We start from the raw sequence: 14,563 nt of genomic DNA, 5'->3' as shown, positions 1-14,563 counted from the left end.
CCCATCGAAGGGACAATCCGGCGCGTGGACGGAATTTCAGGCTTATGCAAGAAGAGCGATCCTGACAGTGTCGGGGATGGGCTCTTCTTCAGATCTTCTTGATCAGGGCCGCATCGATCAAAGACTTCGCGGCCTGAAACGCCGCCTCTATACTCATTTCAGACGTATCAAGCAAGTGCGCGTCGTCGGCCGGGCGCAAAGGACTGTCGGCGCGGCCCATATCACGCTCGTCGCGCTTCTTCACATCCTCGAAAATCGCCTGGTAGTCGGCCGGCTGACCATTGCCGATGATCTCGTCATAGCGACGTTTCGCCCGGACTTCCGGTGACGCCGTGACGTAGAGCTTCACCGGCGCATCCGGGCAGACGACCGTGCCGATGTCGCGGCCGTCGAGCACCGTGCCGGGCTCGCGCAGCGAAAAAACCTGCTGCGCCTCGACCAGCGCCCGGCGCACGGCCGGCATGACCGCGATCTTCGAGGCTGCGTCGCCGATCGCGTGGGCGGAAAGCACCGAGCGATCGAGCCCGGCCAGTTCAACCTCGCGCGCCACCTTCTCGGCGACCGCCTCGTCGTCGAGCGGCAAGCCGCCATCGAGCAGCGCCTTGGCGGTGGCGCGGTAGGTGAGGCCGGTATCGAGATGATGGAAGCCGTATTGCTCGGCGATGCGGCGCGAGAGCGTGCCCTTGCCGGCTGCGGCCGGTCCGTCGATAGCGATGGTGAACGTCATTTTCCAACCTGCATATGTATATGGTCGTCGTGCCTGGCGGCCCGGCAACCCTGAAACCGAATGGACTCCGCTTCGACGCCAAGTCTCTGCGCCAGATGCGGCTCCACGAAAATCTTCTCGATGCCGAAACCGCTCCCCTCGGCCGAGAGCCAGCGGAGCGCCTCTGCGGTCCGGCCTTCTTCCAGCGGCAAGGGCCGCCACAGCGATTGCAAGAAGTCCAAGTCCCAGCGCAAGGTCAAGAGGTCTTCGCGATCCCGGCATGGGAGAATGCTGTCGGGTCCCGGCTGCTCGAAGGCAAAATAGCCGATCGGCGAGCGGGTCGCCTTATCCTTATAGTTGCCCTCGGCATCCTGATAGAAGAACGCGACATCGAGCTTCCGACCGTCCGAATGGGACAAATGCGGGACGAGCGGAAAACCGTCGAAGAACGGAAAGTTGGCGTCGAGCGCCAAGGTGGTCGTTCCGGGGAATACCTGATCCATGTGGCGTGACAGGGCAGCGGCCGCTTCCTTCAGTTCCGGAACGACATATTGGCGGTTCAAGACACAGAAGAGCGGCGACTGCATTTTCAGCCGCGACGTGCCGTCGTCGAAACAGGGCAGAGGAACGCGGCTGAAGATCGGCGCGATGGTATAGCTGCGCGCGGTCCCTGCGGCATAGAGGCCGAGAAAGAACGCAAGAAATACGGCAACGCCGGCTCTCCTTCGACGCAGGAGCCCAAGAGTGACGATCCAGACGGCGCCACCGATCTGCGTCAGCAACGTCAGAACAACCACGACCGCGAGTGTCAGCAGCCATCTCATTGTTACCGCCGGAATCGTGGGTCTCACGCGATCCTCGCGCCGAGGCTGGTCATGAGGTCCATGAATTCAGGAAAGCTTGTCGCGACCATCGACACGTCGTCGACGGTGACCGGATGTTCGGATGCAAGCCCGAAAATAAGGAAGCTCATGGCAATGCGGTGATCGAGATGGGTGTTTACGGTCGCGCCGGCAGCGCTTCCGAGCCCCTTACCGTCGCGACGGCCGCGCACGACCAGCGACGAGGCGCCCTCCTCGCAATCGACGCCATTGCGCTTCAGGCCCGCGGCGATGGCGGCGAGGCGATCGGACTCCTTCACACGCAGTTCGTCGAGCCCGGCCATGACGGTATTCCCCTCGGCGAAGGCGGCGGCGATGGCGAGAGCCGGGTACTCGTCGATCAGCGAGGCGGCGCGCTCTTCGGGAACGGTGACACCGCTGAGTTCCGAGTGCCGTACGCGCAGATCCGCCACGTCCTCCCCGCCAACCTGTCTGCTGCCGATCACCTCGATATCCCCTCCCATCTCCTTAAGCGTCAGGATCAGGCCCGTGCGCGTCGGGTTCATCAGCACGTTGGTGATCGTGATGTCCGAGCCTGGGACGATCAGGGCTGCGACCAGCGGGAAAGCCGCGGACGAGGGATCGCCGGGCACGTCGATCTCCTGGCCGGTAAGCTTGCCGCGACCGTCAAGGCGGATCGTACGGACGCCGCTGACGTCGGTCTCGACAGAGAGCGCGGCGCCAAATGCCTCCAGCATCCGTTCCGTATGATCGCGCGTCATGACCGGTTCGATGACAGTGGTGATGCCGGGCGCGTTGAGACCGGCAAGCAGGACCGCCGACTTCACCTGTGCGGAGGCGACGGGCACGCGATAGGTGATCGGGGCAGGCGTCTTCGGTCCGCGTAGGGTCACCGGCAGGCGATCGCCTGCGGCGGCCCTCACCTGCGTGCCCATTTCACGCAAGGGCTCGAGAACCCGCGCCATCGGCCGGCGGCTGAGCGAAGCATCGCCAAGGAATGTCGTTTCGAAGTCGTAGACGCCCGCCAACCCCATCGCCAGACGGCAGCCTGTGCCAGCATTGCCGAAATCGAGCGGCGCTTCCGGCGCAAGCAGTGCACCGTTGCCGACACCATCGACGATAAAGGTATCGGCCTCCTTACGAATGCGGGCCCCCATCGCCTGCATCGCGCGGCCGGTGGCCAGCACGTCCGCGCCTTGTAGCAGGCCGGTAATGCGCGTCTCGCCGCTAGCAAGCCCGCCCAGCATCAGCGCCCGGTGCGAGATCGACTTGTCGCCGGGGATGCGGATCGAGCCGCGCAGATCGGCGGACTTTCGGGCAGTGGCGGGTCTCGGGCCCGATCCATGAGACATGCGGCATCCTCTGGCCCGAAAGGGCGTTCTCACCGAAGGGCACAACCGCGCCCGCACCGCGGCACTCCTATCACACCCTCGCTGCGTGTTTCCATAAATTGCGGCCGCTCGAGGAGCGCCACAAGGGGCGGGCAAGAGCCGGAAAGCCAGCAACGCCGGGGCTTTGGCGATTTGTCTTTGACAGATGCGGCCAAGACGATTATGGGGACCGGCTAATCATCATAAGCTTGATACCCTTTCCACCCGCCGGCTTTCCGGCAAGCGCCGGCTCGGCCGGCCATTCAAGAGGCTTTGACTGTGGCAAAACCGGAACTTGGAACAAAGCGCATCGACCCGGAAACGGGGCGCAAATTCTACGATCTGAACAGTGATCCGATCGTTTCGCCTTACACCGGCAAGTCCTATCCGCTGTCCTTCTTCGAAGAAACCTCGGTCGCCAAGGTGCTCGAGAAGGAAGAAGAAGAAGAGGTAACGGAAGTCGACGCAGAGAACACCGAAGTCGAACTCGTTTCGCTCGAGGATGCCGATGATGAGGCAGCGGGCGGCGACGACCTGCCGGATCTCGGCGACGACGACGTCGAAATCGACGGCGACGACGATGACGACACCTTCCTGCAGACCGACGACGAAGACGATGACGACGACATGAGCGACCTCATCGGCGTGTCGGACGACGAAGAAGACGTCTAAGCGCTTCAAATGACAAAGAAATGCTCCCGTCCTCGGCCAAAGTGGCCCGGACGGGAGAAAAACGGCCCGGACAATAAATAAATCCACAGGCCACGCATTTTTCGGCTTGCCATCCTCAAAAAGGGGAAGTAATAAGCCGCCACTCGCCGAGCACAACAGCTCGACGAACTTCCCGGACCGGCCTAGCCGGAACCCGATATGGGGCTATAGCTCAGCTGGGAGAGCGCTTGCATGGCATGCAAGAGGTCAGCGGTTCGATCCCGCTTAGCTCCACCAAAACCTTCCTTCGATTGATCAGTACCCAGTCCTCAGGGACCTTCGTTCGCGGCCATTTCGTCCAGCGAATCCAGGATCATCGTCAGCAACCGGATGATGTCGGCGGATTCGAGCAGAGCATTGCGGATTTCGCGCTCGGACCGTTTGGGTATGGAACCGGCAATATCCAGAAGGATGTTGGTCACGTCCGGCGCTTCGGTGTTCGGTTCCATGCCCGTCTGCTCGCGCATGCAGCGGATCAGCGCCACTGCGCCTTCAAGCAAACGCTGTGCCTGCACCGGGGTGAGGTCATGGACCTCGTTGGCGGCACGAAACAGCTGCGATCGGAAGCCGGCTATCGTGGTCATCTCGCAGATGATACTCCTTTCGGCTTCAAATGAAAGTGGTGGCCGGGGCCGCCCACGCAACGTTCGGATGAACATGATGCATGCGTTACCTTGCGCGAACGCGAACAGCCGTTTCGCGCGCAACATCCGGCCGCGCGCCATGCATTCATGATTTGTTAAGCAGCGGAACGCAGAAGCTGGTGCCATGTTTCTGATCTCGAAAATCTTCTGGCTCATTGTGCAGCCGCTGTCGTTCTCGCTGCTCGCCGTCATCGCCGGGCTGCTTGCGACGGCCATCGGCTGGCGACGCATCGGCGCCGTTCTCGGCAGCCTGGGCGCGCTGGTTCTTTTCGTCAGCCTGTTCACCACCGTTGGCCCCTATGCCCTGCAAGCGCTTGAGGATCGATTTGTGCGCCCGACGCCGCCGACAGCGCTTTCCTGCATCATTGTGCTCGGCGGGGCCTTCGAAAACGAAGTCATGGCAAGCCGCGGCGGCACGGAGCTCAACCAGGCAGCAGACCGCTTCATCGAGACAGCGAGCCTCGCCAAGCGCTATCCCGAAGCACGAATCCTCGTCTCCGGCGGCGATGGCTCGATCAGCGGCGCCTACGAGGGCGATGCGCTGGCCTCGAAGGCGTTCTTCGACATCTTCGGCATTGCGGCCGATCGGGTGATCCGCGAGGAAGATTCGCGCACCACCTTCGAGAACGCGCGCTACACCAAGGATCTTCTGGCGGCAAACGGGCTGACGCAATGTGCGCTCGTCACCTCGGCGTATCACATGCCGCGCTCCGTCGGGCTGTTCCGCGCCAACGACATCGACGTCCAGCCCTGGCCGACCGACTACCGCACCAGCGGCAAGGTGCGGCTTGGCTTCGATTTCACCCAGCCCTCACTGAACGCGCAGCTGACAACGACGGCCGCCAAGGAATGGACCGGGCTCGTCGCCTATTACCTGCTCGGCCGCTCCCAGACGGTGTTGCCGCGCTAGACGACCATGACACGCCCCAGTGCAGCAAATGGCAGCGCGCCTCCTGACTTCATCCCGACGGTGCGCTAATGATCTGCGGGAGCCAATCGGGCTGAAACGGAGCGCCCATGCCGATCCTCGAAATCCTCGACTATGCCGGTGTGGCCGTGTTTGCCGCAACCGGGGCGCTGTCGGCCTCGCGCAAGCAACTCGACATCATCGGCTATCTGTTCCTGGCCTCGGTCACCGGCATCGGCGGCGGCACGATGCGTGACGTCGTGCTCGGCGCAACGCCCGTTTTCTGGGTCACCAATCCGACCTATCTTCTGGTCTGCGCGACGGTCGCCGTTCTCCTGTTCTTCACCGCCCATCTCTTCGATTCCCGCTACCGGGTCCTCGTCTGGCTCGATGCGATCGGGCTGTCGGCCTATTGCGTGATGGGTGCGGCGAAAGGTTATGCAGCGACGGGGTCGCCGAGCGTCGCGCTCGTTACCGGCATGCTGACGGCGACGTTCGGCGGCGTACTTCGCGATCTGCTGGCCGGAGAACCCTCGGTGCTGCTGCGGCCGGAAGTCTATGTGACGGCAGCACTGATCGGTGCCAGTGCCTACGTGCTGGCGACGATGGTGGGACTACCACTTGTGGCCGCCTCAACGCTAGGCGTGGCCTCGGCCTTTGCCGTGCGTGCCGGTGCGCTCAAGTTCGGATGGACGCTGCCGACCGGCAAGGCGCTGCCGGGCCGCGATCCGGACGACGTGATGTGAGCCTTTCGCACGTGCGTGCCTATGACAGGCGGCGGACAGCGCCGGTATCGTAGTTGATGCGATGTCGGCCGCCACCCGGGCGGCTTCAGCGAAAGGGATACAGCATGCGTTTCTTCAGCAACAAGCTTGCCGCACTCGCCCTTCTTTGCATGGCCTCGCCGGCATTTGCCGCCACGACCGTCAAGGTCATCGAAGGTGGTGAAGCGGGCGGCCCGATGACACTGACACTCGACCAGTCGACGATAAAGGCCGGAGAGACTGTCTTCCTGGTGCACAACGACGCCATGACGGAAGAGCACGAGATGGTGCTGGTGAAGCTGAAATCAGCCGACCAGAAGATCAATCTCATCGCGGCCAAGCATCGGGTCGACGAAAAGCAGCTCAAGAGCCTCGGCGAGGTTTCCGAGCTGAAGCCCGGAGCCGACGGCCAGCTGAAAGCCAAGCTCGCGCCGGGCAGCTACGTGCTCCTTTGCAACATCAAAGGACACTACGAGGCCGGCATGCGCGCCAATCTGACGGTGACGGAATAGCGGCGATCGATCGCCATCGCGGCCACCATGACGGTGGCCGCCGGATCAGCGGTCGTTTTTACGGCGCAGACGAATGACCACGTCGACATGGGCGATCTCCATGCCCTCGGGCGGTTCCGGCAGATTGTCGATGTGGATGTTGCTGACCGGAATATCGAGAACCTCGTTCTGGCCCTCGACGAAGAAGTGATGATGGTCCGACACGTTGGTGTCGAAATAGGTCTTGGCGCTTTCCACCGCCAGCACGCGGATCATGCCGGCTTCGGTAAACTGGTGCAGCGTGTTGTAGACGGTCGCCAGCGACACCGGCACGCCGGCCATGACGGCCTCTTCGTGCAGTTCTTCGACGGTCAGGTGGCGATCACCCTTGGCAAAGATCAGATCGGCGAGGGCAACGCGTTGACGGGTCGGACGCAGGCCTGAGTGGCGTAGCCTTTCTTCCGAACTCACTTCTGTTGCTTTCGTCATCAAGGGTCGTTCCATGTATCCCGGCGAAATTCACAATACTTCCTCCGCGATATAACTTTTACGTCCTCGCCTTTCAATAGATTCCAGCCCTGACAGGCGTTGCAAAGCCCGAAAAACCGGTCAAACTCGGGGAATGCTGGCAATTAACTCTGGTCGCGCCCACATTGATCCTGTAAGCGACGGCGGAGTGAAATCGCCATCAGAAGCGATGGAGACCGGACGGAAAACCGCAAGATCCGGGTCGCCACGCTTCATTTCAAGCCGAACTTGCTCTAAAGCAGGTCGGACAACACAATTTGTTACGCGGGGAAACATCTATTCATGACGACCAGACAATCCAGCTTCAGCTATGAGGAAATCCTGGCCTGCGGCCGTGGTGAGTTGTTTGGCCCCGGCAATGCCCAGCTGCCGCTGCCGCCGATGCTGATGGTCCACCGCATCACCGAAATCTCCGAGACCGGCGGCGCCTTCGACAAGGGTTACCTGCGCGCCGAATACGACGTGCGGCCGGACGACTGGTATTTTCCCTGCCACTTCCAGGGTAACCCGATCATGCCCGGCTGCCTCGGCCTCGATGGCATGTGGCAGCTGACCGGTTTTTACCTCGGCTGGCTTGGCGAGCCCGGCCGCGGCATGGCGCTTTCCACCGGCGAAGTGAAGTTCAAGGGCATGGTGCGTCCCCATACCAAGCTTCTCGAGTACGGCATCGACTTCAAGCGCGTCATGCGCGGCCGGCTCGTGCTCGGCACGGCCGACGGCTGGTTGAAAGCCGATGGCGAGACTATCTATCAGGCAACCGACCTCCGCGTCGGCCTGTCGAAGGATAAGGCCGAGTAAAATCCAGGCCTTTCCGCAGCCAACGAAATAAAGAAAAGGTCAGTACCATGAGACGGGTTGTTGTCACGGGCCTCGGCATCGTTTCCTCGATCGGGAACAATGCAGACGAAGTTACGGCGTCGTTGCGCGATGCCAAGTCGGGCATCACGTTTTCTCCCGATTTCGCCGAGAATGGCTTCAAGTGCCAGGTCTGGGGCGCGCCGTCGCTCGATCCGACCGAACTCGTCGATCGCCGTGCCATGCGCTTCCTGTCTCAGGGCGGCGCCTGGAACCACGTGGCGATGAAGCAGGCGATCGCCGACTCCGGTCTGGAAGAAGCCGTCATCGCCCGCAACGAGCGTACCGGCATCATCATGGGCTCGGGCGGACCGTCCACCCGCACCATCGTTGAAGCGGCCGACATCACCCGCAAGAACGTCAGCCCGAAGCGCATCGGCCCGTTCGCCGTTCCGAAGGCGATGTCTTCGACGGCGTCGGCGACGCTTGCCACCTGGTTCCAGATCCACGGCGTCAACTATTCGATCTCGTCGGCCTGCTCGACCTCGGCCCATTGCATCGGCAACGCCGCCGAGATGATCCAGTGGGGCAAACAGGACGTGATGTTTGCCGGAGGTCACGAAGACCTCGACTGGACAATGTCCAACCTGTTCGACGCCATGGGCGCCATGTCGTCGAAGTACAACGAAACGCCGGCGACGGCTTCGCGCGCCTATGACGCCAACCGCGACGGCTTCGTCATTGCCGGTGGCGCAGGCGTTCTCGTTCTCGAAGAACTGGAGCACGCCAAGGCCCGCGGCGCGAAGATCTACGCCGAAATCGTCGGCTACGGCGCCACCTCCGACGGCTACGACATGGTGGCTCCGTCGGGCGAAGGCGCGATCCGCTGCATGCGTCAGGCGCTCTCGACCGTGAAGGGCGAGGTCGACTACATCAACACCCACGGCACCTCCACCCCGGTTGGCGACAGCAAGGAAATCGGCGCGATCCGCGAAGTGTTCGGCAGCAAGATGCCGCACATCCAGTCGACCAAGTCGCTCACGGGTCACTCGCTCGGTGCGGCCGGCGTGCAGGAATCGATCTACGGCCTGTTGATGATGCAGGCGGGCTTCATCGGCGAAAGCGCGCATATCAGCGAACTCGACCCGGAATTCGATGGCGTTCCGATCGTTCGCAAGCGCATCGACAATGCCAAGATCGATACGGTTCTTTCGAACTCCTTCGGCTTCGGCGGCACCAACGCAACGCTCGTCTTCCAGCGCTACAACGGATAACACCATGACGGGACTGATGACTGGAAAGCGTGGCCTCATCATGGGTGTGGCCAACAACCATTCTATTGCCTGGGGCATCTCCAAGGCGCTTGCAGCGCAAGGCGCGGAACTGGCCTTCACCTTTCAGGGCGAGGCGCTGGGTAAGCGCGTCAAGCCGCTGGCGGCCGAGCTCGGTTCCGACTTCCTGCTTCCTTGCGATGTCGAAGACATTGCGTCTGTCGATGCGGTCATCGATGCGATCAAGGAACGCTGGGGCAAGCTCGACTTCATCGTTCATGCCATCGGCTTTTCGGACAAGAACGAGCTGAAGGGCCTCTACGCCGACACCTCGCGCGACAACTTCAGCCGCACGATGGTGATCTCCTGCTTCTCCTTCACCGAGATCGCCAAGCGGGCTGCCGAACTGATGGATGAGGGCGGCTCGATGCTGACGCTCACCTATGGCGGCTCGATGCGCGTCATGCCGAACTACAACGTCATGGGTGTCGCCAAGGCAGCGCTCGAGGCGTCGGTGCGCTATCTCGCCGCCGACTATGGCGTTCGCGGCATTCGCGTCAACGCGATCTCGGCGGGCCCGATCCGCACGCTTGCCGGCGCCGGCATTTCCGACGCCCGGGCGATGCTTTCCTGGCAGCAGAAGAACTCGCCGCTGCGCCGCACTGTCACGATCGACGATGTCGGCAGCTCGGCCCTCTACCTTCTTTCGGACCTTTCGCGCGGCGTGACCGGCGAAATCCACTACGTCGATTCCGGCTACAACATTACGTCGATGCCGGCACTCGATGCGCTCAGGACCGCCGACGCAGAGTGACGGCAGCGGCAAAGCCGCTGACTGACGACCCAGCTTCTCTAGAAAACCCCGGCGAGACACCTCGCCGGGGTTTCTTTTTTGAGGTCGGCAAGGCCCGACGGCCTGAGACAACATCAGTCCGGAAGGCCGGCCTTGTGGAATCCGTCCACGAAGTGCGCGAGCGTCGCTGCGTCACGAAACGGCTCGGTCGTCGCCCAGAAACCGGTCGTGAAATGCGGGTTGGCGACGAGGAACAGGTCGACCTCGGCGCGTGCCTCGTCGAACCGCCCCAATTGCGCGAGGCTCGCCGCCAGGAAGCGACGCGAGCTGGTGCGGTAGGTCTCGTCCTTGCGCAGCGTCTCGACCGCGGCTTCGTAGTCTCCGGCCGCATACTGCGCCTGGCCGAGTGTCAGATAGTACCAGCTTGCCGGATAGGGGTTCAGCCGGAACGCCTTGCGAATGTGCTCCAGCCCTTCCTCGACCCGGCCTGCCAGGATCGTGATGTCGGACAATGTCGCCCAGGTGTCGGCTTCGTTCGGGTCAAGCTCGATGGCCCTGGCAAATTCCGCGTCGGCCTCGGCGAAGTTGCGCTCATAGGCAAGCAGATTGGCCAGCACCCAGCGGCAACCTGCGTCGTTGGGATCGATCGCGACGGCTTTGCGCGCCAATTCCAGGGCGATTTCGCGAGTCGGTACGATTGGCTCGCCCCAGTGCACCCACCCCATCCAGTGGTTCATGGCGAGCCAGCGATAGGCCTCGGCATAATCAGGGTCGAGCGAAACGGCGCGAGTGAGCATCAGATGCGCTTCCCGGGCGGTCTGCGGCGAATCGTCGATCAGCTTGCGCGCCCGCACGCAGAGATCATAGGCCTCGAGGCTCCTGGGGCGATTGCGTGACGGCGGGGTGCGCAGCCGACCGAGCAACGCCTCGACGATCTTGGCCGTCACCTCGTCCTGAACGGCAAAGATGTCTTCCAGGTTGCGGTCGAAGCGTTCGGCCCAGAGGTGCTCTCCGCTCAGCGCATCGACCAGCTGGGCGTTGATGCGCACGCGTCCGGAGGCGCGCCTTGCGCTTCCTTCCAGAAGGTAGCGCACGCCGAGGTCTTCGGCGATCGCGCGTACATCCATCGCCCTGCCCTTGTAGGCAAAGGTGGAATTGCGGGCGATGACGAACAGACCACCGCTCCGGGAGAGATCGGTGATCAGATCCTCCGTCAGCCCGTCCGCGAAGGAATCCTGATCGGGATCGTTGCTGAGATTGACGAAGGGCAGCACCGCGATCGAAGGCCGGCCCGGCAACGGCAGCGGCTTTCGCCCGCCTGCCAGCCGCTCGATACTGCCCATGAAACGGTAGCCGATGCGCGGAACCGTTGAAATCCACTCGCCGCCGTCGGCAGCCCGGCCGAGCAGCTTCCTGAGCTGTGCGATCTGTACGGTGAGATTGCCTTCCTCGACGGCCGTACCCGGCCAGGCCGCGTCCATCAGCTCGGTCTTGGCGAGGATTTCGCCCGGCCTTTCCACGAGCGCCGCAAGCAGCTTCACGCCGCGATGCCCGACCGCAACCGGATCATCGTTCCGCAGGAGCGTTCCCGCACCCGGATCAAGCACGAACGGACCAAAGGCAAACCGTGTATCCTGCATGCGGCGATCTATAGCCCGTTTGGAAGTTTTTGAGAACTTTTTGGAAGGGCTTAAGTACGGCGCCGATCCTATTCCGCAGAATCCAACCTCCTTCAGATCGAGGGTCCCCCCGACCCTCAAAGCCGATAGCGAGGTTGTCATGAACAACGCCCCCTTTTCTCCCATTGCATCGCCTCAGGCCGCGGCGCCTGAGACGCCGAGGAGCCCGACGCGTTCGCATTCACCTATCGAGACGCTGAAACGGATGGTCGCCGCCTGGCGTGAACGGAACCAATTTCACCTAGAGCTTGATCGAAAGCTCAAGGGCGATCCACATCTGATCGACGATATCGGCCTGACGCGACGTCAAGTCGAGGAGGAGCTCGCCAGGCCCTTCTGGCAAGTGCTTTGAGGTGAGCCGCGCAATGACATCGGACCAGCGACCGCCACCGGCGCCGACCCTTGGCGAGGTGATCACGACGTTCCGCGAGGATCAGGCCCCCTGGGCGGCGATGGCGGGTATCATCGCCACCGTTACCGTCTTTGCCGTGGCGCAGGGGCTCACCTATCCGCTGCTCAGCTTCATCCTGGAGCGGCAGCGGACGGCACCCGCCCTGATCGGCCTGTCAGCGGCCATGACGCCGCTGGGGTTCATCCTGTCGGCGCCTCTGATCCCGATGCTTTCGCGGCGGCTGGGCGGTGCCCGGCTCGCGATCCTCTGTTCGGTGCTGGCCGCCAGCACGCTTGCCGCCATTGCGTGGACTGAGGACGTCTGGGCCTGGATGCCGCTTCGCTTTCTGCTAGGCGTCTTCGCCAATCCGCTTTCCGTGATCAGCGAGACCTGGCTGGTGGCCATTGCGCCCGCGTCCCGCCGGGGCCGCATCATGGGTCTCTATTCCTCGGTCGTTTCAGCCGGTTTCGCCATAGGGCCGCTGTCGCTCGGGATGGTCGGAACGGCGGGCTGGTCGCCGTTCCTGATCGGCATCGTGGCCTTTGTCGCCTGCGGCCTGATCTTGCTTGCCCTCGTGTCGCGCCTGCCGGAGATGCCGCAGGATGGGGAAGCAACGTCCGTCGCCGGGTTTTTCGCGCTGGCGCCTTTGCTGCTGTTTGCGGTCGCAACGGCTGCGGCCTTCGAGCAGACCCTGCTTTCGCTGCTTGCGGTCTATGGCGCAGCGCTTGGCAGCAATGAGGAGCGCGTCGCGCCGCTCATCACCTGCTTCATTGCCGGCAACGCGTCGTTGCAGATCCTGCTCGGGCGCCTCTCCGAACGCTGGGGATCGAGGCAGACGATGCTGTTCTGCGTGCTTTCCTCCCTGGCCGGCTGCCTGCTGCTGCCATGGCTGTTCGAAAGCTGGCTCATCTGGCCGCTTGTTTTCGTCTGGGGCGGGGTGACGTTCGGGATCTATACCCTGTCGCTGATCCAGCTCGGCGAGCGGTTCAGCGGCCTGACTCTGATCGCCGGCAACGCCGCCTTTGCCTTCGCCTGGGGCCTCGGCGGCATGGTTGGCTCGCCAGCAACGGGACTTGTCATGCAAGTGACGGGACACCACGGGTTGCCGTTGTCACTCGGCCTGCTCTGTGCCGCCCTTGCGGGGCTATTGGTCGTCGCGAGAAGGCGCGGCTGAGGCGCGCGCCGGTCCGCCTGCCTTTTGCCGGCAAGCTCAAATCAGGACGAACAGCACGAGCAGAGCCACGATGACCGCCAGCACGACGAAGCCCGTATGGGTCCGGCGCGCCGGGTCAAGCGGCGAGCGATAGAGGCTCTGCAAGAACGACATGGGCACCTCGGAGGTCGCGCCATGTCCCTCGCCCTGTTTGATGTCCTTGGCAATAGCTTCGGCCGCATCCTCGCTCAAGGGCGGCCTGTTCACTCCCGACGTCATGGAACTCATCCTCCGGCAGTAAAACCGGGCACATGGTGAGCCGGATCTGCGACGAAGGCAACGGGCTAAGTCTGACTTGCAGCCAGATGCAAAAAAGCCGGGTCATCTGCCCGGCTTTTTCCATTCTCGGATGGCGCAAAATGCGTCCTGCGGCGTCTCAGCGCTTGGCCCAGAGCACCTTGAATCGGGCGTTGCGGCAGGTCTCGCCATATTCCTTGGAATTTTCCGCCAGCACCTGCTCGTAGGGAAGGCCACGATTGGCGACCATCATCAGCTTGCCACCCTGCTTCAGCGCCTTCAGCGCCGTCTTGATGATGGCGACGCCGAGCGACGGCTCAGCCGCGTGGCCTTCATGGAAGGGCGGGTTCATGACGATGAGGTCGTACTTGTCGCGCGGCTCTTCGCTCGTCAGGTCGAACCAGTAGAAACGGGCCGGCATGCGCGGCGCGTTCGCCATCATGTTGACGCGGGCCGCCTCGAGCGCCTCGTGATCGGCCTCGAAGAGATCGACCCCCTTGGTGCCCGGTGAAGCTTCAGCAAGCTTGGCTGCGAGATAACCCCAGCCAGCGCCGAAATCGGCGGCGTGGCCATGGAAATCATTCGGCAGACGCGACGCCAGCAGCTCGGAGCCCGCATCGATGCGGTCGTGCGAGAACATGCCGGGCGAGGCCTCGAACAGGCCGTCGACGCGCACCGGCACCTTGGCAAGCTTTTGTGCTGCGTCGGTGACATCTTCCGGGCGAGTGAACCAGAAGGCGACGCCGTGATACTTCGGCAGATGGTCGCCGTCCCATTCGAACTTGGCGATGCGCTTCTTCAGCGACTGGATGCCGTCTTCCTTGCCGCCGGCAACGACGATCAGACCGCCCTCGCGCGTGCGCTTCAGCGCCTCGGCGATCCGGTCTTCGTTCTCGCCCTTGTGCTTGCCGCAGAGGATCAGCGTGACGTCGTAGTCCTCGCCGGTGATTTCAGGCGCCACGTCGGCGCGGGCGGCTTCCAGGGCGCGATAGAGCGGCCGCAGCGGCTGCACCGCCGAGATCGACGCCTCGAAGCCCTGCGGCAGCCTGTAGCCCGCCTCGGCGCCGAGGAACAGCACGCGCTCGCCCTCGCCCGGCGGGTCGATCACGCCGCTGTCGAACGGGTAAAACAGGGTCTTCAACGAATCTCGGCTCATCGGTCTATCCGTCATCTTCCTACAAGAAAGGGGCGCGGAGCGATCCGCCCCGCGCCCCGAATGCA

At 63.0% G+C, this 14,563-nt stretch carries 17 protein-coding genes and 1 tRNA gene; 10 read left to right on the top strand and 8 right to left on the bottom strand.

Annotated features, from left to right (window positions below; genetic code table 11):
• Positions 1 to 88 precede the first annotated feature (88 nt).
• Genes cmk through aroA form a run of 3 tightly spaced genes read right to left on the bottom strand, consistent with a single transcriptional unit; the run spans position 89 to position 2,900 of the window.
• The gene (cmk, locus tag IB263_RS00755) at positions 89 to 727 is read right to left on the bottom strand and encodes a (d)CMP kinase (protein WP_029742388.1); all 639 of its coding nucleotides are present in this window, start codon (positions 725 to 727) and stop codon (positions 89 to 91) included.
• Positions 724 to 1,530, bottom strand: coding sequence for a hypothetical protein (locus IB263_RS00750; RefSeq protein ID WP_029742387.1), 807 nt, complete (start codon positions 1,528 to 1,530; stop codon positions 724 to 726). Before IB263_RS00750 ends, cmk begins: the two co-directional genes overlap by 4 nt.
• A gap of 23 nt (positions 1,531 to 1,553) precedes the next feature.
• Positions 1,554 to 2,900: a 3-phosphoshikimate 1-carboxyvinyltransferase gene (gene aroA / locus IB263_RS00745; RefSeq protein ID WP_192437361.1), complete on the bottom strand. Its 1,347-nt coding sequence runs from the start codon at positions 2,898 to 2,900 to the stop codon at positions 1,554 to 1,556.
• Between the two features lie 297 nt (positions 2,901 to 3,197).
• On the opposite strand from aroA, the gene IB263_RS00740 reads away from it, so the two are divergent.
• Together IB263_RS00740 and IB263_RS00735 are read left to right on the top strand one after the other, a co-directional pair.
• Entirely contained in the window at positions 3,198 to 3,590 is a 393-nt protein-coding gene (locus IB263_RS00740; protein ID WP_029742385.1) for a TIGR02300 family protein, read from the top strand.
• Positions 3,591 to 3,790: 200 nt separating this feature from the next.
• Positions 3,791 to 3,866: transfer RNA gene (locus IB263_RS00735), tRNA-Ala, on the top strand.
• Positions 3,867 to 3,898: 32 nt separating this feature from the next.
• Here IB263_RS00735 and IB263_RS00730 read toward each other — a convergent pair.
• Complete coding sequence (locus IB263_RS00730; protein ID WP_192437359.1) at positions 3,899 to 4,429, bottom strand: hypothetical protein; 531 nt, start codon at positions 4,427 to 4,429, stop codon at positions 3,899 to 3,901.
• Here IB263_RS00730 and IB263_RS00725 point away from each other — a divergent pair.
• From IB263_RS00725 to IB263_RS00715, 3 genes are all read left to right on the top strand, one after another.
• Complete coding sequence (locus IB263_RS00725; protein WP_029742383.1) at positions 4,398 to 5,183, top strand: YdcF family protein; 786 nt, start codon at positions 4,398 to 4,400, stop codon at positions 5,181 to 5,183. The genes IB263_RS00730 and IB263_RS00725 overlap by 32 nt on opposite strands.
• A gap of 107 nt (positions 5,184 to 5,290) precedes the next feature.
• Positions 5,291 to 5,926 (top strand): trimeric intracellular cation channel family protein, encoded by a 636-nt coding sequence (locus IB263_RS00720; RefSeq protein WP_029742382.1) that lies wholly within the window; start codon positions 5,291 to 5,293, stop codon positions 5,924 to 5,926.
• A gap of 104 nt (positions 5,927 to 6,030) precedes the next feature.
• Positions 6,031 to 6,456, top strand: coding sequence for a plastocyanin/azurin family copper-binding protein (locus IB263_RS00715; RefSeq protein ID WP_029742381.1), 426 nt, complete (start codon positions 6,031 to 6,033; stop codon positions 6,454 to 6,456).
• A 45-nt stretch (positions 6,457 to 6,501) separates the two neighbouring features.
• Here the strand turns inward: IB263_RS00715 and irrA are convergent, their stop codons facing one another.
• Positions 6,502 to 6,924, bottom strand: a complete 423-nt coding sequence (gene irrA / locus IB263_RS00710) for an iron response transcriptional regulator IrrA (protein ID WP_029742380.1) — start codon at positions 6,922 to 6,924, stop codon at positions 6,502 to 6,504.
• A gap of 321 nt (positions 6,925 to 7,245) precedes the next feature.
• Here irrA and fabA point away from each other — a divergent pair, with 321 nt between their 5' ends.
• From fabA to fabI, 3 genes are read left to right on the top strand one after another with little or no spacing between them, the layout of a single operon-like run.
• On the top strand, positions 7,246 to 7,761 hold the full coding sequence (gene fabA, locus IB263_RS00705; protein WP_029742379.1) for a 3-hydroxyacyl-[acyl-carrier-protein] dehydratase FabA: 516 nt from the start codon (positions 7,246 to 7,248) through the stop codon (positions 7,759 to 7,761).
• 47 nt (positions 7,762 to 7,808) lie between these two features.
• A complete protein-coding gene (gene fabB, locus IB263_RS00700; RefSeq protein WP_029742378.1) occupies positions 7,809 to 9,032 on the top strand; it encodes a beta-ketoacyl-ACP synthase I in 1,224 nt (407 codons plus the stop codon).
• A gap of 4 nt (positions 9,033 to 9,036) precedes the next feature.
• Positions 9,037 to 9,843: an enoyl-ACP reductase FabI gene (gene fabI / locus IB263_RS00695; protein WP_029742377.1), complete on the top strand. Its 807-nt coding sequence runs from the start codon at positions 9,037 to 9,039 to the stop codon at positions 9,841 to 9,843.
• A gap of 113 nt (positions 9,844 to 9,956) precedes the next feature.
• Here fabI and IB263_RS00690 read toward each other — a convergent pair whose 3' ends face one another.
• The gene (locus IB263_RS00690) at positions 9,957 to 11,462 is read right to left on the bottom strand and encodes a winged helix-turn-helix domain-containing tetratricopeptide repeat protein (RefSeq protein WP_029742376.1); all 1,506 of its coding nucleotides are present in this window, start codon (positions 11,460 to 11,462) and stop codon (positions 9,957 to 9,959) included.
• A 139-nt stretch (positions 11,463 to 11,601) separates the two neighbouring features.
• On the opposite strand from IB263_RS00690, the gene IB263_RS34015 reads away from it, so the two are divergent.
• Both IB263_RS34015 and IB263_RS00680 read left to right on the top strand, forming a co-directional pair.
• Positions 11,602 to 11,853: a DUF1127 domain-containing protein gene (locus IB263_RS34015; RefSeq protein WP_049810930.1), complete on the top strand. Its 252-nt coding sequence runs from the start codon at positions 11,602 to 11,604 to the stop codon at positions 11,851 to 11,853.
• Positions 11,854 to 11,953: 100 nt separating this feature from the next.
• Positions 11,954 to 13,066: an MFS transporter gene (locus tag IB263_RS00680; RefSeq protein WP_371814043.1), complete on the top strand. Its 1,113-nt coding sequence runs from the start codon at positions 11,954 to 11,956 to the stop codon at positions 13,064 to 13,066.
• A 36-nt stretch (positions 13,067 to 13,102) separates the two neighbouring features.
• Here IB263_RS00680 and IB263_RS00675 read toward each other — a convergent pair whose 3' ends face one another.
• Together IB263_RS00675 and IB263_RS00670 are read right to left on the bottom strand one after the other, a co-directional pair.
• The gene (locus tag IB263_RS00675) at positions 13,103 to 13,324 is read right to left on the bottom strand and encodes a hypothetical protein (RefSeq protein ID WP_029742372.1); all 222 of its coding nucleotides are present in this window, start codon (positions 13,322 to 13,324) and stop codon (positions 13,103 to 13,105) included.
• A gap of 157 nt (positions 13,325 to 13,481) precedes the next feature.
• Complete coding sequence (locus IB263_RS00670; RefSeq protein ID WP_029742371.1) at positions 13,482 to 14,498, bottom strand: class I SAM-dependent methyltransferase; 1,017 nt, start codon at positions 14,496 to 14,498, stop codon at positions 13,482 to 13,484.
• Positions 14,499 to 14,563: the final 65 nt, after the last annotated feature.

The organism is Ensifer sp. ENS03 (assembly GCF_014852035.1).
In the GTDB taxonomy this organism is placed as follows: domain Bacteria; phylum Pseudomonadota; class Alphaproteobacteria; order Rhizobiales; family Rhizobiaceae; genus Ensifer; species Ensifer adhaerens.
This window is presented reverse-complemented; position numbering and strand designations above follow the sequence as displayed.